The organism is Ruegeria sp. C2, assembly GCF_056537765.1.
The window spans coordinates 274146-295660 of record NZ_JBQFRZ010000002.1 but is presented as its reverse complement, the minus strand read 5'-3'; the positions used below and the strand labels follow the sequence as shown (position 1 = coordinate 295660).

Annotated in this window: 21 protein-coding genes; 6 read left to right on the top strand and 15 right to left on the bottom strand. The window is 55.7% G+C overall.

Annotation, left to right across the window (positions count from 1 at the left end; all coding sequences use genetic code 11):
• From ACR0IV_RS11110 to ACR0IV_RS11045, 14 genes are all read right to left on the bottom strand, one after another.
• Complete coding sequence (locus ACR0IV_RS11110) at positions 1-1059, bottom strand: YeeE/YedE family protein (protein WP_480659147.1); 1059 nt, start codon at positions 1057-1059, stop codon at positions 1-3.
• Positions 1060-1111: 52 nt separating this feature from the next.
• Positions 1112-2335, bottom strand: coding sequence for a 5-aminolevulinate synthase (gene hemA / locus ACR0IV_RS11105; protein WP_480659146.1), 1224 nt, complete (start codon positions 2333-2335; stop codon positions 1112-1114).
• Between the two features lies 1 nt (position 2336).
• Positions 2337-2771, bottom strand: a complete 435-nt coding sequence (locus ACR0IV_RS11100; RefSeq protein ID WP_480659145.1) for a DUF302 domain-containing protein — start codon at positions 2769-2771, stop codon at positions 2337-2339.
• An 80-nt stretch (positions 2772-2851) separates the two neighbouring features.
• Positions 2852-4114 carry an FCSD flavin-binding domain-containing protein gene (locus ACR0IV_RS11095; protein WP_480659143.1) on the bottom strand — a complete coding sequence of 421 codons (1263 nt, stop codon included), beginning with the start codon at positions 4112-4114 and terminating at the stop codon, positions 2852-2854.
• Positions 4115-4138: 24 nt separating this feature from the next.
• Positions 4139-4846 (bottom strand): c-type cytochrome, encoded by a 708-nt coding sequence (locus ACR0IV_RS11090; RefSeq protein ID WP_480659141.1) that lies wholly within the window; start codon positions 4844-4846, stop codon positions 4139-4141.
• 2 nt (positions 4847-4848) lie between these two features.
• Entirely contained in the window at positions 4849-6174 is a 1326-nt protein-coding gene (locus tag ACR0IV_RS11085) for a c-type cytochrome (protein ID WP_480659139.1), read from the bottom strand.
• Entirely contained in the window at positions 6158-7420 is a 1263-nt protein-coding gene (gene soxC, locus ACR0IV_RS11080) for a sulfite dehydrogenase (RefSeq protein ID WP_480659138.1), read from the bottom strand. The genes ACR0IV_RS11085 and soxC overlap by 17 nt, the downstream gene beginning before the upstream one ends.
• Before the next feature lie 24 nt (positions 7421-7444).
• Complete coding sequence (gene soxB / locus ACR0IV_RS11075) at positions 7445-9142, bottom strand: thiosulfohydrolase SoxB (RefSeq protein WP_480659137.1); 1698 nt, start codon at positions 9140-9142, stop codon at positions 7445-7447.
• A gap of 87 nt (positions 9143-9229) precedes the next feature.
• Positions 9230-10075, bottom strand: coding sequence for a sulfur oxidation c-type cytochrome SoxA (gene soxA, locus ACR0IV_RS11070; RefSeq protein ID WP_480659136.1), 846 nt, complete (start codon positions 10073-10075; stop codon positions 9230-9232).
• A gap of 70 nt (positions 10076-10145) precedes the next feature.
• On the bottom strand, positions 10146-10475 hold the full coding sequence (gene soxZ / locus ACR0IV_RS11065; RefSeq protein ID WP_480472253.1) for a thiosulfate oxidation carrier complex protein SoxZ: 330 nt from the start codon (positions 10473-10475) through the stop codon (positions 10146-10148).
• Positions 10476-10509: 34 nt separating this feature from the next.
• Positions 10510-10926 carry a thiosulfate oxidation carrier protein SoxY gene (soxY, locus tag ACR0IV_RS11060; protein WP_480659135.1) on the bottom strand — a complete coding sequence of 139 codons (417 nt, stop codon included), beginning with the start codon at positions 10924-10926 and terminating at the stop codon, positions 10510-10512.
• 46 nt (positions 10927-10972) lie between these two features.
• Positions 10973-11449 (bottom strand): sulfur oxidation c-type cytochrome SoxX, encoded by a 477-nt coding sequence (gene soxX / locus ACR0IV_RS11055; RefSeq protein ID WP_480659134.1) that lies wholly within the window; start codon positions 11447-11449, stop codon positions 10973-10975.
• Between the two features lie 131 nt (positions 11450-11580).
• Positions 11581-12159 (bottom strand): thioredoxin family protein, encoded by a 579-nt coding sequence (locus ACR0IV_RS11050; protein ID WP_480472250.1) that lies wholly within the window; start codon positions 12157-12159, stop codon positions 11581-11583.
• Between the two features lie 14 nt (positions 12160-12173).
• On the bottom strand, positions 12174-12914 hold the full coding sequence (locus ACR0IV_RS11045; protein WP_480659133.1) for a cytochrome c biogenesis CcdA family protein: 741 nt from the start codon (positions 12912-12914) through the stop codon (positions 12174-12176).
• A gap of 80 nt (positions 12915-12994) precedes the next feature.
• Between ACR0IV_RS11045 and ACR0IV_RS11040 the strand changes: the two genes are divergently transcribed.
• From ACR0IV_RS11040 to ACR0IV_RS11030, 3 genes are all read left to right on the top strand, one after another.
• Positions 12995-13369: a hypothetical protein gene (locus tag ACR0IV_RS11040; RefSeq protein ID WP_480659132.1), complete on the top strand. Its 375-nt coding sequence runs from the start codon at positions 12995-12997 to the stop codon at positions 13367-13369.
• 100 nt (positions 13370-13469) lie between these two features.
• On the top strand, positions 13470-13778 hold the full coding sequence (locus ACR0IV_RS11035; RefSeq protein ID WP_170543314.1) for an ArsR/SmtB family transcription factor: 309 nt from the start codon (positions 13470-13472) through the stop codon (positions 13776-13778).
• 41 nt (positions 13779-13819) lie between these two features.
• Positions 13820-14881, top strand: coding sequence for a YeeE/YedE family protein (locus ACR0IV_RS11030; protein ID WP_480659131.1), 1062 nt, complete (start codon positions 13820-13822; stop codon positions 14879-14881).
• A gap of 1282 nt (positions 14882-16163) precedes the next feature.
• Here the strand turns inward: ACR0IV_RS11030 and ACR0IV_RS11025 are convergent.
• Positions 16164-17177 carry an AraC family transcriptional regulator gene (locus tag ACR0IV_RS11025; RefSeq protein WP_480659127.1) on the bottom strand — a complete coding sequence of 338 codons (1014 nt, stop codon included), beginning with the start codon at positions 17175-17177 and terminating at the stop codon, positions 16164-16166.
• Positions 17178-17289: 112 nt separating this feature from the next.
• Between ACR0IV_RS11025 and ACR0IV_RS11020 the strand changes: the two genes are divergently transcribed.
• Genes ACR0IV_RS11020 through ACR0IV_RS11010 form a run of 3 tightly spaced genes read left to right on the top strand, consistent with a single transcriptional unit; the run spans position 17290 to position 21514 of the window.
• Positions 17290-19053 (top strand): acyl-CoA dehydrogenase family protein, encoded by a 1764-nt coding sequence (locus ACR0IV_RS11020; RefSeq protein WP_480659125.1) that lies wholly within the window; start codon positions 17290-17292, stop codon positions 19051-19053.
• A gap of 21 nt (positions 19054-19074) precedes the next feature.
• On the top strand, positions 19075-19884 hold the full coding sequence (dmdD, locus tag ACR0IV_RS11015) for a methylthioacryloyl-CoA hydratase (RefSeq protein WP_480659123.1): 810 nt from the start codon (positions 19075-19077) through the stop codon (positions 19882-19884).
• Positions 19885-19900: 16 nt separating this feature from the next.
• Entirely contained in the window at positions 19901-21514 is a 1614-nt protein-coding gene (locus tag ACR0IV_RS11010) for an AMP-binding protein (protein ID WP_480659121.1), read from the top strand.
• The last annotated feature ends 1 nt before the right edge of the window (position 21515 follow it).

The window sequence follows — 21515 nt, the reverse complement described above, 5'->3', positions numbered from 1 at the left end:
TCAGGAACGTTGCGGAACAGGTATTCGCATCAATAACCTATGCGTGCAGATCGCCCCGACCCACATGAAAAAAACGGCAAGCCACGCGGTCAATGACAGGGCGGACCCTCCTGAAAGCCCGGCACCTACGGCGCAACCTCCTGCCAGCATCGCACCGAACCCCATGAGGACAGCTCCAACGAGGTAGCGTTCCATCGGAGTATCCGGACCAAACCGTTCGACCCTCCACTCCCCTGCAACCAAGGCCGAGCCTGCGGCACCAATTGCGACACCCGGAACAAGGCCGATACCGAAGGACAACACGACGTTTCGCTCGGCAACCAACGCCATGAGTGTATCCGTGGCCGGCCCGGTAAACGTGACCGATGACACAGGCACAACTTCAAAAGATGCTTGCGCGATGGCAAATGTCATCATCCAGCCCAGCGCCACAGCCGCGCCAACTCCTGCGGCTGTTACGACCCTCGCAAGCGTGACCTTCCGGTGGAATGCAAATGCAATTGCCAACACCAATCCCAAGGCTGCGACGGCTGTATACGTCGCTGGCGAAAAACCAAGTATTTCCGAAAGATCGCGCGGCGCGCCTCCTGAGACAGTCCAGATACCAGAAAGCAACTCGCGCGCAGGACTGAGAACGCCCGTGTAAGCTGCCTGAGCCACCAAGGTTAAAACCAATCCTGTCACGAGCGCGCGCAGATTCCCGCAAGAGGCCAAGACCAGCAATCGTGATGCACATCCGCGCGCCAGCACCATACCGACGCCGAACATCGACCCACCAATTATTGCACCGCTAAGGCTGCCCGTCGACGCGATGGCACGTGTCCCGGAAAGGTCCAGCCACTCAAACCAGACAAGCGCCTGCACTAAGGTGAGCGCCGCACTAAAAGCGATCAGCCAAACCGCCAAACGGGGACCAAACTCGCCTTCGGCGACTTCGACGGTCGATGCTCGCAAACAAAAGTGAGACTTCTGAGCAGTCACGCCGAACAAGACACCGACGAGGACTCCGGCAAATGCCAAGGCGCCAGGGTCTCCCAACAGATCAATGAGCCTCTCCATGAACAGAAACTCTCACTTCGTCGCGTGTGTATCCTTGTCTTCGGTCAAGTTGTCATTGCGCAGCCACTGGACTGCGCGCCAATTGGCATTGCGTCCACAACTCACCTAATGCTGATACTAGTCGATCCACGTCTTCGGTGGAATGCACCGGCGATGGTGTAATCCGCAGACGTTCCGTTCCCTTGGGGACGGTTGGATAGTTGATTGGCTGGATATAAATCCCGTAGTCACGCATCAATACATCAGAGATGAAGCGACACTTGACCGGATCGCCGACCATTACCGGAATGATGTGACTTGGGTTCGGTGTATGCGGAATGCCCAGATCGTCCAGCCTGTCTCGAACTTCGCACACGCGCTGCTGGTGTAGATGTCGTTCGGAATTGCTTTGCTTCAGGTGCCGAACCGAAGCCGTTGCGCCTGCAGCCACGGCGGGAGGCAATGCAGTGGTAAAGATGAATCCGCTGGCGAAGGATCGGACAAAATCGACAAGCTCTTTCGACGCCGCGATATATCCACCCACTACACCGAACGCTTTGCCCAATGTTCCCTCGATGACGGTTAGCCGATCCATCAGGCCTTCGCGTTCCGCAATGCCACCGCCGCGCGGTCCATAAAGCCCTACGGCGTGAACCTCATCCAAATAGGTCATAGCGCCATAGCGGTCCGCCAGATCACAGATCTCGGCAATTGGTGCGATATCGCCATCCATGGAATAGACGCTTTCGAACGCAATGAGTTTAGGGGCATTGGCAGGCAGTTCAGCAAGGTGCCTTTCAAGATCCGCCACATCGTTGTGTTTCCAGATTCGCTTCTGACAACGACTGTGGCGAATGCCCTCGATCATAGAGGCATGGTTCAGCTCGTCAGACAGAACAGTGATGCCTGGAATGCGGGATGCCAATGTGCCTAACGCGGCCCAGTTCGACACGTAGCCGGACGTAAACAGCAATGCCGCCTCTTTGCGGTGCAAGTCGGCAAGTTCCTGTTCCAGCAAAACATGCGCGTGAGTGGTTCCTGAGATATTCCGCGTTCCACCTGCCCCAGCACCGTTTTCATCAATCGCCTTATGCATTGCCGCAAGAACACTGGGGTGCTGACCCATACCGAGATAATCGTTCGAACACCAAACCGTGACTTGTTCGGGACCGTTTTCCGCGTAGCTGCGTGCGGTTGGAAATGCACCACGCTGTCGTTCGAGATCAACAAAAATTCGGTAGTTCCCGTCTTCTTTCAACTGCTCCAATTGATCTCGAAAATACTGTTGGTAGTTCATTTCAGTTCCCAACAGCCTCTTCCACGATCCCGGACAACAGGGACTGGACCTTTTGCATCGGCCCGTCAGGGTAGCTTCGGTATCCCACCATCACGCCACTTTCATCTTCGGCTACAAAAATCCCATAGGGGCAGAAGCCGATATTCATCGGGTCGGCTTCCATCACCTCGCGCGAGATTTTTGCCGAGCAGAAAATGAAGATGTCTGCGGCGGCGAATATCTGTTTATCGCTGCCGACATCAACGCCTGTTCGATTCAGCATTTCGCCAACATGGCTCACATAGTCGATGACCAGCCCCTGCCCCACAATCGCGGACTCGACGGCGAATGTTGCATCATCAAAACCGCCATCAAACGGGGTGGTGATGACCTCTTCCGCAAATGTCTGGCTCGCAAGAACAGCGGAAAACGTGGCCGCAGCGATAACGTGTTTCATAATTCTAGTCCTCTTCCTGAACCGCATTTTCTCAGATTGCTCATCGGGGGTTTTGACACCGGCCAAAGCCCCCGAATGCCTTAACCGAACATGTCTGAGGTGATACCGGCGTACCAACCCAGCGATTCTTCGTAAGTCGCTTTCCTCAGGTCGGCATCTTCGCCGGTCTGGCTGATGAAGCCGTCCACTTTGGCGATCTTTTCTGATGTTGCCTCGTAGGTTGCACCAACCTTCACACCATCATCGGTATCGATGAGCGACCAGCACGTGTTGGAGAATTTGGCCGGGAATACTTTGGACCCGGTCAACGCACCTCGCACGGCATTCGCACAGACCTTTGCCTGACTGTTGGCCGAGAAACCGGATTTCGGCATGTCACCCTGCTGGCTGGCGTCACCAAGAACGTAGATATCTGGATCGGCCTTGGAGGACATGTCCGCGGCGTTCACCGGCGCCCAGTTGCCATCGGTCACGCCTGCCATTTCTGCGATGCGTCCGGCTTTCATCGCTGGGATCACGTTGCAGACATCGATCTTTGTCTCTTCGCCGTCGATGGTCACCGTCATCGCATCCGCGTTTACGGATACATTGCCGCCGCCGAAATCCTCGCCGATCCAGTCAACCATTCCTTCGTAGTGGTTGGCCCAACCCTCTTGGAACAACGACATCTTGGAAAACTTCGGTTTCGGGTCGGCAACGATGATCTTTGCTGTCGGGTTGTTCGCCTTCAGAACATGCGCGACCATTGAAACCCGCTCATACGGTCCGGGTGGGCAACGGTACGGGTTCGGAGGGGCGACCATCGCGAAGGTACCGCCCTCGGGCATTGCCATGATCTGCGCTTTCAGAAGCTCAGTCTGAGAACCAGCCTTGTACGCATGCGGCATCTTGTTCTGCGCTGAGACGTCCCAGCCCTCGACTGCGCCATCAACAAAGTCGATACCTGGGCTCAGGATCAGCTTGTCATACGGAACGGATCCGCCGCCGGCCAGGGACACAGTCTTGGCATCGCGATCCACCCCTGTGGCCCAATCATGGACGACGTTGATGCCGTAGTTCGCTGCAAGCGTGCCATAACTGTGGGCGATGTCCGATAGCTCCTGAAAACCGCCCAGATACAGGTTTGAGAAGAAGCAGGTGTAATAGGTCCGCGACGGTTCGATCAGCGTCACGTCGATCTCACCCTTGCTGTCCTTTGCAATATAACGAGCGGCAGTTGCGCCGCCCGCACCGCCGCCGACTACAACGACTCGTGGCTTGCCTTGAGCCAACACCATCGGTGCCGATAGCCCGGCCGCCACTACGCCGGCAGCTCCGAGAAATACTCGTCTGTTGAGTGTCATCGCGTTTCCTCCCGTTGGGCAATGTTAGTTTGGGTTATTGAAGTAGGCGGCCAAAGCCGCGATCTCGTCATTGCTCAGCCGTCCTGCGATCATTTGCATGACCGGATGCGGCCGCTGTTTTTCCTTGTAAGCGTGCATCGCGACGACAAAGTCCTCGTCCGGCCAATACACGATCGAAGGAATACCCTCATCGTTACCTTCGATCTGGTGGCATGTTGTACATTCGCTGCTCAGATATGCGCCGTACTCAGGATCTCCTTGTATCGCCAGGATCGCGGGGTCGACAGAATGGTCCGTGCCCTTCGCTGTGGGATCCGCTTCGGGGATGTCCTGAGGATTGTCGGAGAATCCGCGTAGATAGGCGATTACATTTGCCCTGTCTTCTGGATCTTTCAGGCCACGAAAACTCATTCTCGTACCTGACGCGAAGGCGCGCGGGTTTTCGATATAGGCCGAAAGAGTATCCGCATGCCATTCCAGACCTGAGTTTCCCGCACGCACGAGACTCTTGGAATAGTTGAAGCCATCCAAACCTGCTGCCTTGCGCCCAAAAACCCCATTCAGATGCGGCCCGATTTTGTTTTCAGCCCCTTGCCCAACCTGATGACAGCCTTTGCATTGGGCGAACACTGCTTTCCCCGCCTCAGCATCGCCAAGGTCTTCTGCCGCGTAGGTCGATGAGGCAATAGCCCCAAAGAACACGGCATAAACCAGTGCGTTCGCCCAACGCATGGTCAACTTCCAAACGTCTTCAGATAGAAGATCAAAGCTTCGACATCGCCTTGTTTCTTAAGGCCTGCAAAAGACATCCGAGTGCCTTTCATGTATTCCTTGGGCTTCGTGAGGAAGGCGGTCATTTCTTCATCGGTCCAGACGAGCCCCGCCTCGGCAGCGGCCTTCATCGCTTTGGAATATTTGAACCCCTCGACCGATCCGGCATTGGCTCCGATCACCCCATTCAGCGCAGGCCCGGTGCTGTGCTTTGCACCGTCTCCGACCTGATGACAGGACTTGCACTTCTTGAAGACTTTCTCTCCGGCGGCAACCAGTTCTGCCGCCCCGTTGGCCTCCTCGGTTTCTTGAACTGCTGGTGTTGCGGCGGCCTCTTCTTCCGGCTGTGGCGCAGCTACGGGAATGAACGTGGGCCCTTCTGCCGTAAATGTCGGCAACTCATCCGGATTGGCATCATTCATGACCGAGATCGAACCACCCTCCGGCGGGGTTTCAACCAGAAAGACAGAGCGCATCGTAACGGCGGTTTCTGCTTTGCAGTTCTCCATGCAAGGTTCTTCGCTCCATTCGGCGTACTCGGTCTCGGGTCGAACATCGACGACAAAGCCGTCCATGTTGTACATCTCAAAATCGGCGAAGTTTTCGTTGTTCAGCTCGAAATCGTCATCCACCAAATCATTGGAATAGAGGATGTATGCGACAATTGCGTAGGTCTCATCCGGTGTCAGTGTGCCCGCTTCACCAAAGGGCATTGAGCGGGAGATGTAATCCCATGCGGTCGACAAATGCGGCCAATAAGATCCGACGGTTTTTACAGGATCGTCGTCCGCAAGCGTATCGAACCCACCGGCCAGAACAGGCCAGTTGTCGGCACCTTCGGCAAATTCGCCGTGGCACGACGCGCAGCGGTCGACAAACACCTCTTCACCGGTCCAGACGTCGCCTGACCCTGCGGGTAGGCCTCGCCCGTCAGGCAAGACGTCAACGTCCCAGGCCGCAATCTCTTCTTCCAGTGCGGGCCGCCCAAGCCCAAAGGTACCGTCACGGTCGGGCACGGGTGCGGTCAGGTTCATGCCATTTGCGGCCCGTTCCACCGCCTCAGCCTGGATTTCTTCGACCTTAAGCTCTAACTCAGCTGCTCGATTGGCTTCTGCCTGCGCTTTTTCCTGGGCCGTAGCGGCATGCGCTTCGACCTGGCCAATCCGGGTCTCCAAAGTTTCTATCTTCGCCTGACCGTAGTTTCGGTTCGCGAAAGCCACTGCTGCCGCAAGCACCAACGCCGTGCCGCCAAATACGGGCAGGAATACATGACTAAGAGACTTCGACATTCTCAGCGATCCCTTCTGCGCTTACGTACCAAGTCTGGATACAGTTGTTGTGGTAGACCGAGTTTTCTCCACGCTTTTCGCGTAGCTGGTCTTTGGTCGGCTGCACATAGCCAGTCTCGTCTATCGCCCGGGCCTGCAAAAGCATTGGTGCTCCGTCCCAGTTCGTGTCGAGATAGAAGCGCGTCAAAGCCTTGCTGTCGCCCTGCTTGCCAAGACGCGCCGTCTCCCAGGTGATCCCACCGTCCTTGGACACATCGACCCGTGTAATTTGCCCGTGGCCTGACCAGGCAAGTCCGGAAATGACCAAGGGCCCCGGCCCGTGTTTGATCGGCATTTGCGGGCTGGGTGAGGTGATGACGGATTTTGCATCCATCACCCAAGTCCATTTTTGGGCTGTGCCATCGGCGTAAACATCGGTGTATTTTGATGTTTCTTCCCGGCTTTCGACCGCCATATCGACGACTTCGATGCGGCGCAGCCACTTGACCCACATGTTGCCTTCCCAGCCCGGGACGACCAGTCGCACGGGGTATCCATGCTCCATCCGCAGCGCTTCGCCATTTGCCTTAAAAGCCACCAACACGTCATCCAGCGCTTTTTCCATCGGGATGGAGCGGCCATTGGATGAGGCATCTGCGCCTTCAACATAGACCCATTTGTCTGGTGAGATATCGGCGCCTGCTTCCTGCAATAGCGTCCGCAGCGGAACGCCGGTGTATTCCATGTTGTGAATCATGCCGTGGGTAAATTGGACGCCATTGAGTTGCGCACCCGCCCACTCCATACCGGTATTCGCCGCACATTCGCAGAAATACACGTGGTTTTCGCGCGGGAACCGCTCAATGTCGTCGTAAGTAAACACAAGCGAGCGATCGACCAGCCCGTTGATCATCAGGCGATAATCCTCTTTGCGCAGCTCGATCGCACCTGAATGGTGACGTTCAAAGGCACACCCTTGCGGAGTGATCGTGCCATCAAGCGCGTGGATTGGTGTGAAGTTGATCGACGAAATCGGAGAGGCGGTCAGCCATTCCACGTTGCGACGAACGACATGGGATTCGAAGCTGATTGGCATACCGTAAGGTGACTCATCGACACCGGCACCCGTGTAAGAAGCCCAATCCCGAAGCTCTGTTATCAGCGGGTCGGGCGTGTCCGCCACTGCTGCCCCTGCAACGGATCCTGCGGCGACCGCAGCGCTGCCTCTCAGGAAGGCCCGGCGGGACGGTTTGAACGCGTCATCCATATCTCTTAGGTCTCCATCTGTTTCTTAAGCGCCGACAACATCGACACTGGTGTTCTCTTGCACCGTGACGGTGCCAAGGTTGCGAATGTGGTTTTCGACGACATCCCAGATCGGCGGACCCTCAGTGCCTTCGTTGACACTAGCCCAACCAGCCACGACGTAGGTTTTCGATGGATCAATCGCTTCACCTGTCTTGAGCAGGGTCATTTCGCTGATCCGTTGCCCTTGTGGCTTGGTCACATCGATGCGGTAGCCAAGCCCACCGACGCGAACCATATCGCCGCCCTGTTGGTAGTAGGGATCGGGATTGAACAGGTTGTCACCGACATCCTCGAGGATCACATGGATGAATTCGCCTGTCATTTCTGTGCGGTAGGCATTGGGATACGACATCGATGTGACGTTCCAGATGTCCTCGCGCGTAATCTCCTGTCCCGGCAGGATTGAGGGTCCCCAACGGACGCCGGGCGACATCGCGATATCCGCTTCGCGTTCGCTGAGCAGCGCATCGCAAATCAGGTCATCCCAGGTGCCGTTAAAGTTGCCGCGGCGGTAGAGCAACGAGTCCGTTTTGCCGATCACCTCGCCCAGCGCGGTTTCATATGGCGCGCGCTGTTCGTCGATCAGAGCAGTGATCGCTGGATCGGGCGCAATGACGTCAGAGAAGATCGGGATCAGCTTGTGCTTCAGCCCCATCATCTGCCCGTCCCTCACGTCGAGATCCACACGGCTGACGAATTTTCCGTTCGAGCCAGACGCGATGATATGCGTTTTACCCACCAGAACCGGCTCGGGCAGCGCATCATGAGTGTGGCCGCTGAGGATCACGTCGATCCCTTGCACCCGGCCTGCCATCTTCTTGTCCACGTCAAAGCCGTTGTGGCTGAGGACAACAACGACATCAGCACCGGCATCGCGAACCTCGTCCACCATTGCCTGCATGTTCTCATCCCGGATACCGAATGAATATTCTGGGAACATCCAGCCCGGGTTCGCGATTGGCATGTAAGGGAATGCCTGGCCGATCACGGCGACCTTTGCACCGCCCCGATCAAAGAACTTGTAGGGCTGGAACAATTCTGCAGGTTCATCCCACTCGGCATCAAAGATGTTCTGACCCAAGGCCGCAAAGGGCAAACCTTCGACGATTTCGTTAACCCTGTCGCTGCCCAACGTGAACTCCCAATGGAAGGTCATAGCATCGGGTTTCAGCGCGTTCATGACATTGACCATGTCCTGACCGGCCGTCTGATAGCAGGTATAGGAACCATGCCACGTATCGCCACCGTCCAATAGAAGGGCATCGGGACGGTCCGCTCGAATTGCGTTTATGACCGTTGAGACCCGGTCCAATCCACCGACCCGACCATAAGCCTTCGCCAGTGCCGAGAAATCATTGTAGGTCAGTGCATAGGCCGACGGGCTTCCATCTTCGATGCCATAGGCCTTGCGGAAAGCGGCGCCAGTAACATGCGGCATCTGACCCTGCGCATCGCCAATCCCAAGATTGATCTCGGGTTCACGGAAGTAAATCGGCTTGTGTTGCGCGTGAATATCGGTGACATGGATCAGGCTGATGTTACCAAAGGTCTCAAAATCCAGTAGTTGATCCTGTGTCAGGCTTTGCTGCGCAGCAAGTCTGGCCCATTTGCCAAACCCGGACGCCCCGTACAAAGCCGATGCAGCCATTGAAACCTGCAAGAAGTCACGTCGAGAAATCATCTATCAGCTTTCCTATGACACATATAAATGTGTGAATGTTATCCGTATGAAAAACCCGCGCCGGGCATCGCCCACGCGGGTCGTTCGTTACTGACGTACTGCAGGAGTTTCGACTGAAAGCCCGTTGCCACGCGAGGCAACATAGAGCTCCAGCGCACGGAACTCGTCCGACCCTTCAGCAAAGGTTTCCGCCCGCGTATCGCGAATACAACCGCGGAAACGATTGTGGCGCGAGATCAGCTTGGCCTGCTTCAAACGGTAAGTCGGGAACCCATTGATCATACCCTGGCTCAGGTGATCCGCTCGGATCATATTGCCCCAATTGTCTTCGTGACAGTTGGCACAGCTCAGCTCTAGCTGACCGTAGCGAGTATAATACATTTCCTTGCCCTGCTCCCAAAACGGGGCGGCATCGCCATCAATAGCAACATCCATAGGCATCCCGCGTGACTGCAGACCGATCAAGGCGACCATACCCTGCATGTCTCCGCCAGACCATTTCCAGGCATCCGCCTCCATGCGATCCGTACGGCACTTGTTGATCAGATCTTCCATGACCACCAGCTTGCCGCTTTCGGCATCAAACTTTGGCATGGACGCCTGCAATCCTTTGAAGCTTTCCACCCCATCATGGCACGAGGCACAGCTTTCCCCAGCGGCACCATCAACCGTCTCAAAGAGATCGGCAGCCTGATCGACGAAGATCATCGCCGGATTGTCGAAATCATCAATTTGTAGCGCCTGGGTTTCATCTGTCCTGAAATGCCAGCCCGAGTAGATCGTATCGAAGTTCTCGACATGCGCTGGTGCCTCGGTGATCGAGGTCATGTCCAGCTCGTCATTGATCACAAGATTGTCGTCGTCCGGTCCGGCCATTGCCGCCACTGGGAAAACCAGAACTGCCGCGATCGCCGTTAGTGCCTTGGTATTCATTGCGTTCCTCCCTTGGTGGACCAGCGCCAGAATTCACAACCAGCGCTGACCTTCCTTAGTGGTCGAGCCGTCAGGCGATCTCGATCATTTTTTTCTCGTCGTAGACCGAGCCGTCATCATCGTACCAAGTGAAAACGAACTCGCCGGCTTCAGGCACAGTTGCTTCAAACTGAAAGTACGGATTGGTCGAAATCGCCGGCTCCATAGTCACATCAACCACCATTTCTCCGTTAAACTCGCAGGTGAAACGGTTGATAATCGAACGCGGAATAACGTTGCCTGCTTTATCCTTACGCTGGCCGCTTTCCATCTTGTGGCTGATCAGAGTCTTGATCGTTATGGTTTCACCAGCAGCGGCTGTCTTTGGAACCTTGACGCGGGGTTTTACACCGGATGCCATTGGTTAGTCTCCTGTTCTTCAGGGCGCGTGGCGATCAGCCGCCGCAGCCGCCGATTGTCACTTTTACGGTCGCGGACGCTTTGGCAAAGCTGCCATCTGCCATCTTCGCCACGGCGATGACATCTTGCGTTCCGGCAAGACGAATGCGGGTTGAAGCGGCTTGTTCAGCAGCCAGCGGGCCGAAATTGAACGTTGCGACACCCGGCTCGGGGTTGCCCGCGGCCACAATGAGAATTGCAGCAGCACCCGGAGCGTTAACCTCGATTGGTACGGTGTTCCCGTTTTCTGCGATTTCCGGTGCTGTCAGCGTGACGCCGCCGTCAGCCACATCTGCCCCGCCTGTATATGCGGCGATTGCATCTTCAGCGGCCGCATTTGCGCGTAACGGCATAATTGTCAGGAACGCGGCGCCCAGCCCAAGGGCCAGAGTCTCGCGGCGAGAGAGTTCCATTTTCAATCTCCTTTGAATCTTCGAGAATTCACGCCAGAAAGCGCGATCATTCTTCTTTCAAGGTCGCAAGAAACGCGACCACGTCCTCGATTTCCTGTGCTGTCAGGATCGACATCAACGGCGCGCTTGGCGCTTTGCCGGTATAGGCATCGCCCGGGCGGATATAGCCGTCATCCTTGTAGAATGCCGGCATTACCGTGCCTTCGAACGTCATCTTTGCGTTTGCGACCAATCCGCGAAGCTCTGCTTCGGTCCAACGATCACCGGCACCGTCCAGTATCGGTCCAACTTCGCCATGGAACGGAATGTCGGCCAAGGCCGAGACCGCGTGGCACGCCACGCAATTGCCTTTTGACTTGTCGCCAACGATAAGCGCGCCGTTTGCCGCGTCACCGGTAACGCCTGTCAAAGAGACCTCGATAGCGCCATAGTCATCATAGGTTACGTTTTTCGGATCTGTATCTGCCGCATATGCGGCAACTCCCGTCATTGCGCAGACCGATATTAAGAGTCTCAGCTTCATGATCCCTCCCATTTGCTAACGCGCCGACGGCGCCTTGCGACCCAAAGCCTTTGTGTACCGTAGTCGACGAGTACCGCCTGTCGCAACATTAAATTCATTATAATGAATTTTTTTATTTATAACAGTAGCGCTCAATCTTGCGAAACATTGTTTCGCTCTTGAATGCGACGCGCGTGATACCGCTGAAAATCTTCACCATTATCAAGTTCGTATCGTTTCTCATCGACCCAGGTGAAAAGATCTAAGGTTGTTCCCTTGGCGAACGCTCCGGGCATTACAGCGACCGCGGCATCGATGGCTGTGGCACCCTCGGGCACCTCTTCTGGCAGGAATACAAGCGTTGGAGTAAACAGAATCCCCCATTTGCGCATCAGCGCTCTTTGCTCGTTCTCTTCCCCGTCAAAGTCGGTGGCCGTAGTGCTTCCATGCAAATCCAGTTGGACGACAAAGAAATTCTCTTCGAGAAACGCCTCCAGGTCAGGCTGGGGGAACACCTCTTCGTGCATCTTTTTACAATAGATGCAGCCCTGCTGTTCAATGAATAGTACCAACCGTTTGCCCTCGCTTGAGGCCTCTTCAAGATCCTCGCGGAGGTCTTTGAACGTGTCGCGCATCCACGGTGTCTTATGCAATCCGTCGTCGCCCAGCTCAGCGGCGGAAACTACCCCGCCTATCAGGCAAGCGATTAAAACTGACAAAGCTCGTTTCATGTCTTCCTCCCGAATTAACCTATGGCTGCAAGCCATGGCATGTGGTCGAGCATCCATTGTGCAATGTGATTGATGGAGTTGGTTGCGATGAGGGTGCCGAAGAGTATCAAAAAGCCACCCATAGTCTTTTCGATGAGGGGCAAGTGTTTCCTGAACCGCGCCATCCACTGCATGAAGGGGCGAACCAGAAAGGCCGCCAGAACAAACGGTGCGGTCATTCCAACCCCGTAGACAAACAGAAGCACCGCACCACGCCAGGCTGTTTCGGTTCCGGCCGCCGTGAACAGGATCGCAGCAAGGACCGGCCCAACACAGGGTGTCCAGCCAAAAGCAAATGCCAATCCAAGGACATAGGCCCCAATCAGACTTACGTTTGATGTCTCACCGACGTCTGCACGAAATTGGCGATACAGGAACCCGATGCGAACGAAACCCAAGAAATGCAGACCCATCGCAATGATGATCGCCGCTGCGATCCAACGCAGGATGTCGAAATACTCTCGTACCAGCTGTCCAAATATCGAAGCCGTCGCCCCAAGCGCCATGAAGATCGTTATGATCCCCACTGCAAATGCGATTGCAGAAAGCGTCGCCCTGCGTCGAACGTCGGCGGAGATAGACGAACCCGCAGATATCTGCTCCATCCCAACCCCCGCCAGATAACTCAGATAGAACGGCACAATCGGCAGGATGCAGGGCGACAGAAAAGATAGCAGTCCTGCGACCAAAGCTCCTGCAAATGTTATGTCGAGCATGGTCAAACCTGTCCTGACGCGCTATCATTCACACATTCAAAATAATAAAGATATATTGCTACAGTCAATCGGAGCTTGAGATGCGCCACCTATTTCTGCTTGTGCTTGCGATTTTTTTGCTTGTTTGCCCCGAGATTTCACGGGCGGAAATGGCGCTTCTGATGGCAGAAGAAGAAGGGTGTATGTGGTGTGCCCGATGGGACGCCGAAGTTTCAGAGATCTACCCCAAGACACCCGAAGGAAATGCCGCTCCGCTTCAGCGCGTCGATATTCATGAGGCCCTGCCTGATGGCATAGCGTTGGAGCGACCTCTCTACTTCACACCAACCTTTGTTCTGCTGGACAATGGTCAAGAAGTCGGCCGGATCGAGGGCTATCCCGGTGAAGACTTTTTCTGGGGTTTGCTGGGCGTTTTGCTGCGTGACGCAGGGGCGCCGCTTGAGACCTCTGGATAAATTGGGGCAGATTACATAAACTGTTTTGAATGCGTGAAGCCAAGAAAGCGAGGCGATCTTGTTGGACAAATCTTCGAAACTGCCTGTGTTCTCCAAGGACATGTGCGCCGAAGACATGGACAGAATGATGGAGAATGCTCAGACGGCGTCAAGTTTCCTCAAGGCAATTAGCCACGAGGGGCGCCTGATGATTTTGTGTTATCTGTCGTCAGGGGAAAAATCTGTCACGCAGATGGAAGAAATGCTCTCGGCACGTCAGGCTGCCGTGTCACAACAACTATCCCGCTTGCGCTTTGAAGGCTTGGTGAAAACGCGGCGTGAGGGGAAAACGATTTACTACAGATTGGCTGATGATCGATCGACGCAAATTCTGGAAGTCGTTTACGATCTTTTCTGCAGGGAGAAGTAGAAGCCGTTCAGAAAACCGCCAGCTTTGGGAGGAGACTGGCAATGTTCGAAGCATTGGGAGACGCAAATACCGTTGCTCTGATCGGTTTGATTGGTGGCATCGTATTAGGGCTGGCTGCGCGCATCGGCCGTTTTTGCACGTTGGGTGCAATCGAAGACTACCTTTACGCAGATGATGACCGACGGCTACGCATGTGGGCTATTGCAATCGGTGTTGCGATTGTCGGCAGCCACGCGGCCATGGGGTTGGGATGGCTTGATCCTGTCGGAACAAGGTACCTTGCGCAGACCTGGAACCCACTCGGTTCGATCGTGGGTGGCCTTATGTTCGGTTACGGAATGGCCATCAGCGGAAACTGCGGCTATGGCGCGCTGGCACGGCTGGGAGGTGGCGACCTTAGATCATTTGTCATCGTTTTGATCATGGGCCTGTCTGCTTACGTCGTGATGTCCGGGCCGCTCGCATATCTGCGGGTTTGGGCCTTTCCAGTGGAAATGGACCTGCGTGACCCGCAGAGCATTAGCTTCCTGACCGAACGGCTGACCTCGATTCCAGCTTGGCTCATCGGCGCTGTCATCGGCATTGCTTTGATGGTTTTCGCATTGGCAAACCAGCGCTTCCGCCGCACACCGGCGCAAGTATTTTGGGGATCCGTCGTCGGACTGGCGATCGTCTCAGGCTGGCTTGGTACGAATTGGGTTGCGACAAACGGTTTCGACGGTGAGCCGGTGCAAACCCATACCTTCGCTGCACCCCTTGGTGACACGATGCTCTACCTCATGACAGCGTCTGGAAACACGTTGTCCTTTGCGGTCGGATCAGTCTCTGGCGTTCTCATTGGCGCATTTTGGGGGTCGTGGTCTAAAGGCCATTTCCGATGGGAAGCTTGCGAAGATCCGCGTGAGCTCAAGCGGCAAATGCTGGGCGCGGCGATTATGGGTCCAGGAGCGATCATCGCGGTTGGCTGCAGCGTCGGGCAAGGCATATCTGCCTTCTCACTTCTGGCCTACAGCGCACCCGTAACATTCGCTGCAATATTTGCAGGCGCAGCGCTTGGATTGAGACAACTCGTGTCTGGACTGTCTTTCATAGCTGAGCGTTGAGTTAAAGGTTCAAGTCAGAGTGGATCCGGGTTAACGCCAGCGCAGCTTACGTGCAGAAAACTAAAGAGTCCTCGCCCATAGTTTTGAACGGCATTTACACATAAGTTTACACTTTTGCGCTTACTTTTTGCGCGGTTCCAAGACCATGTTCAAATTGATGGCAGTCGTCAAAAAATTCCGTCTACTCTAAACACTAGCGCCCAGCCAAAAATACGTCCCGGTTGGAAAAATTCAATCGTATTCAGGCGGACGCAGTTCAGAAGCAATTACGGGGAATTAGTTTGCCAATCATCCAATCAGTAATCAACGTCGCTAAATTACGAGTTTAGTGTCACCAGAACCGTCGCCGGTTGGAAAGTGAACAAGGCCAACGTCGGGCACGTTGTCCAAGACTGGATTTCTATCCCCAGCCAGTAAGCTAATGCTCATTATCGTTCCAACGCTGGCATCATGGCGATTCCGCTGACTCGAAATGCTGGCCGACCCAATAAAGGCGGTGGGATCTGCGCGAATCATCAATTTGTCCCCGGTCGGGCACACGTATGCGCCGGTGGATGTGGATGATCCGAACAATAAGTATCGCGACTATGATCCGTTGCTGGCCTACGGGCAGTCCAAGACCGCAAACATTTGGTTTACACGTTAACTCGTTCGGCGCTGGTCTGACTACGGCATGATCAGCTTCGGGGTTCATCCAAGGGGCATTCAAACAGAGCTTGGTCGCGATCTTGAACCAGAATTGCAGCAACGATTCGAACAGTTGATCAACGACTACCCGAACATCTGGAAGACCAACCAGCAAAGTGTTGCAACTTCTTGCTGGACCGCGACAACACCCGATTTTTGCGGCAAAGGCTGGCCGCTATTTGGAAGACTGCCATATCTATGAACCCACAGCCGACGATCAGCTGCAAGGAGGACATTCGGACTACGCGTATGACACAAAGAGTGCTGAGAAGCTTTGAGATATACCCAACGAGATGTTGGGCAGACAGTTCTGATCGCAAACTGGTTTCGGTTGTTAGCTGGCAACTGGCGATGTCGGTTGCAGGCCGCGCCACTAATTCTGTTCTACAGGGTTGGTTGACGAAATTGCGTATAGAGGCCTGAAAGTTGCCCTTGGAATAACCCAACTATATTTTCGATCGAGCACGTGTTTCTGGAACTACCCCCGATTTGCGTAGATTGGCTGATATTCAGCAAAACCTTGTGTGCATTCAGTGCAAAGGTAGGGATACGGGTTTGGCCCCCCGTTAAAAGACTTCTTGACCGAGTCTCGAACTCACATCCGGTATGACCCCGGTGTCCGGTCTGTCCATTTTCGGAAAGCCCTATGGAAGTTCGCCGGGGCCGAGAAGCCAGTGTCAAACGCGATTTGATCTATACTGTCCGTGCTTTGCTGAAGTGAACGGATCGCGATGTCGCGGCGTAGGGCATCTTTTATGTCCTGAAAGGACGTTCCTTCGTTTTTCAAGCGTCTGTTCAACGTCCGAGGCGTTATTTTCAGAGCGTGGGCCGCATCCGGAAGCTGGCAAGCCTGCCACGTCGCACCGTAAAGAAAGGCACGAACGCGTAGGCTGTAAGTATGGGCGCGCGAGCCGGTAAAGATCCAATCCAGCGGCGCGCGTTGAAGGAATACGGATGCCTCGGCGGGACTGCGGGTGATCGGGCGGGTGAATTGGCGTGAGTCGAAGCGAATACTGGTTTGTGGGGCGTCGAACTCGACGGGGCATGGAAAGACGACCGAATAGTCCGCGGCAAACTCCGGACGGGCGAAGGCAAAGCAAACCGTTTGCACCGGCGATTCTGATCCGCTGAGCCAGGATAGCAGCCCATGCGCAAGTTTCAGAATCAGCATGTGGCCGAACCGTTGCGGCTGGGTTTCAACCAAGTAAGGCACCAAAGTCAGCGCCACCTCGTCTGATTTGCTGTGTAGGTCAAAATAGAAGTCATCCAGGAGCAGGTTCCAGAACGTCGAGAACCGATAGAGAGCCGAGGTCAGGCTGCCTGCGCCGCGCTGCACCGTCACAAGATGCTGCAATGCTCGGGGCCGGATCGGGCGGCTCCAGAGCCCCATCATTTCGTCCCCGGTCTCGGGCGCGGCAAGCTGATAAAGCCGAGCGATCTCATTCAGCGTGACACGTTGAGTTGGTGCCATTGGGCGGGCTTGAAGGCCTGAGCGTTCCAGCAGAGAAGCCATCTCTTCCGGGGTGCAACGAGACCCAAGTGCATCCAGCCAATCCTGAATAAATGCAGCTGATACGGTCGTCAGAGAGATAGGGTCCTGGCTGGTCATAGAGATCTCTGTTTGGCGTGATCGGATAGCATTTTGGCAAAATATGAGCTTATCGGCAACCTCTTCAGCAGATAGATGACGCGAAACCATAGTTGCCGCCAGGGAGCCTAGGATGTCCTATCAGCCGCCCGTCCAGGATTTGATGTTTTGTATCGAACACCTGTCTCATTGGGAGCAGGTGTCATCGTTGGCGGCGTATTCAGACTACGACCTGGCTGATATTGGTGCCGTGCTGGAAGGTTATGCCCGGTTCTGCGGTGAACAGATTGCACCATTGTCGCATATCGGCGACACGTTGGGTGCCCGGTTCGACAACGGGCGCGTGACGATGCCTGAAGGTGACGTGCATGCCTATGCTCAGTTCGTCGAAATGGGCTGGCAGGCACTGACTCACCCGGTGGATTATGGCGGCATGGGACTGCCGCGAACTGTTGGCGCGGCGGCGGTAGAGATGCTAAATGCCGCCGATATGAGCTTTGGCCTTTGCCCGTTGCTGACCGATGGGGCCATTGAGGCGCTGCTGCTGACTGGCTCGGACGAACAGAAAGCCACATATCTGGAGCCGCTGATCGCGGGACGCTGGTCCGGCACGATGAACCTGACGGAACCACAAGCGGGTAGCGATCTTGGCCGCGTGGCGACCAAAGCGGTGCAATGTGCGGATGGCAGCTATGGCATATCTGGCACCAAGATTTTCATCACATATGGCGCTCATGATCTGACCGAGAACATCATCCATTTGGTGTTGGCGCGTACTCCTGATGCATCCGCCGGGCCAAAAGGGCTAAGCCTGTTCATCGTGCCGCAGAAGCTTGTGGAAACGGATGGCGCGGTAGGGGCCGAGAACACGGTCAACTGCGTGAGCATTGAACACAAGCTAGGCGTCCGCGCCAGCCCGACGGCAATGCTGGAATATAAGGACGCCACGGGGTTCCTGATCGGCGAGGAAAATCGCGGGTTGGAATACATGTTCATCATGATGAACGCAGCGCGGTTTTCCGTTGGGGTGCAAGGCATTGCGACCGCTGATCGTGCCTATCAGCGCGCGCTGACCTATGCGCGCGAACGGGTACAAAGCCGTCCGGTGAACGGCCAAGTCAAGGACGCCGTCCCGATCATCGAGCACCCGGATGTGCGTCGCATGCTCATGCGGATGCGCAGCCTGACCGAAGGTGGGCGGGCCATGGCCGCCGCGACTGCAGGGTTGCTGGACATCGCGCACCATCAAGACAATCCAGAGATGACTGCACTGGCTGAATTCATGGTTCCGCTGGTCAAAGGTTTCTGCTCGGAACGCGCGGTCGAGGTCGCCTCGCTGGGTGTGCAAATTCATGGCGGCATGGGCTTTATCGAGGAGACCGGTGCCGCGCAGCATTACCGCGACGCACGTATTCTGCCTATCTACGAAGGCACCACTGCCATTCAGGCCAACGACCTTCTGGGGCGCAAGGTGATGCGCGACGGCGGTGAAACCGCACGCCATTTCGCAGCTCGGATAGAGGCAATTGAATTGAGACTGGCTGAGGGTGATGCAACCGCGCAAGCTATCGGGACAAGCCTAACGCAAGCGCGCGACGCGTTTGAAACCACATTGGATTGGTTGTTGGAAAATAGCCGAAAGGACATTGACGCGGCTTTCGCGGGCTCTGTTCCCTTCTTGATGCTGACCGGCACGCTGGCGGCAGGTTGGAAGCTGGCAAAGGGTGCCTTGGCTGCGCAAACTGCGCTGGACGCTGGACAGGACGTGCAATTCATGACCCAGAAAATCGCGACTGCACTCTTCTTTGCCCAACACGTCTTGCCCGAGTGCACAATGGAACACACCCGCATCATGAACGGCTCGCGCAGCCTGCTTGACGCGGCATTCCCTGAATAACTCCTTGAGAGGACCTGACCTATGAATGATGTCGTGAACCCCGACACTTACGAAAACCTCGCGATTTCAGAGCGTGAGAACGGCCTGTTTGTCGTGACATTGAACCGCCCTTCAAAGCGCAACGCGCTGGATGTGGCCACCATCGAGGAACTGATACGCTTTTTCAGCGGTGCCCGCATGGCCGGTGTCAAAGCCGTGGTTTTGGCCGGTGAAGGCAACCATTTCTGCGCGGGCCTTGATCTGGTCGAGCATTGGAAAGCCGACCGCAGCCCGGATGACTTCATGCATGTCTGCCTGCGCTGGCATGAGGCTTTCAACAAGATGGAATATGGCGGTGTGCCAATCATTGCTGCACTCAAAGGTGCGGTTGTTGGCGGAGGACTGGAACTTGCCAGCGCGGCACATATCCGGGTGATCGATCCGGGCACCTATTTCGCTCTGCCCGAAGGACAGCGCGGGATTTTCACCGGCGGCGGAGCGACCATCAGAGTTTCAGACATGATCGGCAAGTACCGCATGATCGACATGATCCTGACGGGCCGCGTCTATCAGGGGCAAGAGGCCGTCGATCTGGGATTGGCACAATACATCACCGAAGATGGCGGCAGCATGGCCAAGGCGATGGAGCTTGCAGAACAAATTGCGCAGAACTTGCCGCTGACCAACTTTGCCATCTGCTCTGCGATCAGCCACTTGAACAACATGTCCGGCATGGATGCAGCTTATGCAGAGGCCGTGGTTGGCGGAGTGGTCAATACCCAACCTGCGGCTCGTGCGCGCCTGGAAGCCTTTGCAAACAAAACCGCCGCCCGCGTGCGGCCTAACAGCTAAATCAGGCGGAACCGGGATGCGTCACCATTTCGAGGCTCTTCAGAAGACGCGGGCAAACCATGTGCCTTTGTCACCGATATCCTTTCTACGCCGCGCCGAAAACCTGCACGGCGCGCGCGCAGCGGTGATCTATGGTGACACTCAGCGAACATGGGCCGAAACTGCAACCCGCATTCGTGCTGTGGCCGGTGGGCTCGTCGAACTTGGCGTGCAGAATGGCGATACCGTTTCAGTGCTGAGCCCGAATATACCGGAACTCTTCGAGTTGCACTTTGCACTGCCGCTGACGGGCGGGGTCCTCAACACGCTGAACACGCGGCTGGAATCGGAAACCATCGCCTACATTCTGGATCACGCGGACACGAAACTGGTAATCGTGGATCAGGAGCTTGTACCGCTTTTGTCCAAAGCTTTTGATCTTCTCGGTCGATCTTTGCCAGTGGTCGAGATTGTCGATCCTGCCGTTGTAGGTGAGAGCCTTGGTGGTCAAACCTACGATGCGTTGACCGAAGCCTCACCGTTACCAATAGAACTGCCCGATGACGAATGGGATGCCATTGCGTTGAATTACACGTCCGGTACATCCGGTCGCCCGAAAGGTGTCGTCTATCACCATCGCGGGGCCTATCTGATGGCGCTCGGAACCGGGACTGCCTGGCAGATGCCGACTTACCCTGTCTATCTGTCAGTGGTACCGATGTTCCACTGTAATGGTTGGGGTCACCCGTGGTTGATGGCCATGCTTGGCGCAACTGTCGTGTTTACTCGTGTTCCGGTGGCAGACCGTATTCTGGACGCGATCCGTACCCATGGCGTGACTCATTTCGGCGCGGCGCCCATCGTGTTGCAGATGCTAGCCGAAGCCGAGAGCGGCACGCCCTCCTTCGATCCTGCGATCCGCGTTTTGACGGCAGGCGCACCGCCGCCGCCTTCAGTTCTCGAAAAGACCCGCGCAATGGGTTTTGATGTCATGCAGGTCTACGGCCTGACGGAGACCTATGGGCATATCTCACAGTGCCTCTGGCAGGAGGAGTGGGATGATCTCAGTTCCGCTGAGCAAGCCGAATTGCAAGCGCAGCAAGGCATCGCCTTTCCGATGGTCGAAGAGGTTACGGTGATCGACCGTAGCAACGGCACACTCGTAGCGCGTGACGGCAATACACAGGGCGAAATCGCCATTAGGGGCAACACGGTGATGGCGGGATATTACAAAGACGCCGAGGCCACGTCGAAAGCTTTTGAGGATGGTTGGTTCTGGTCCGGCGACGGCGCTGTCTTACATGAAAACGGCTACATCCAGATACGTGACCGCCTGAAAGACGTAATCATCTCCGGCGGAGAAAACATCTCTTCGGTCGAGGTCGAAGCGGTTCTTTACCGCCATGAGGCCGTTCAGGCAGCTGCCGTAGTTGCGATGCCGCACGAAAAATGGGGCGAAGTCCCCTGCGCGTTTGTCGAATTGCGCGAAAGTGCCGATACAACATCTGACGAGATCATAGCGTTCTGCCGCGAACATCTGGCCGGGTTCAAGGCCCCCAAAGCCGTCGTCTTCGAAACTCTTCCCAAAACCTCCACTGGCAAAATCCAGAAGTTCCAGCTTCGGGATCGCGTCAAAGCAATGGACCGTTGAA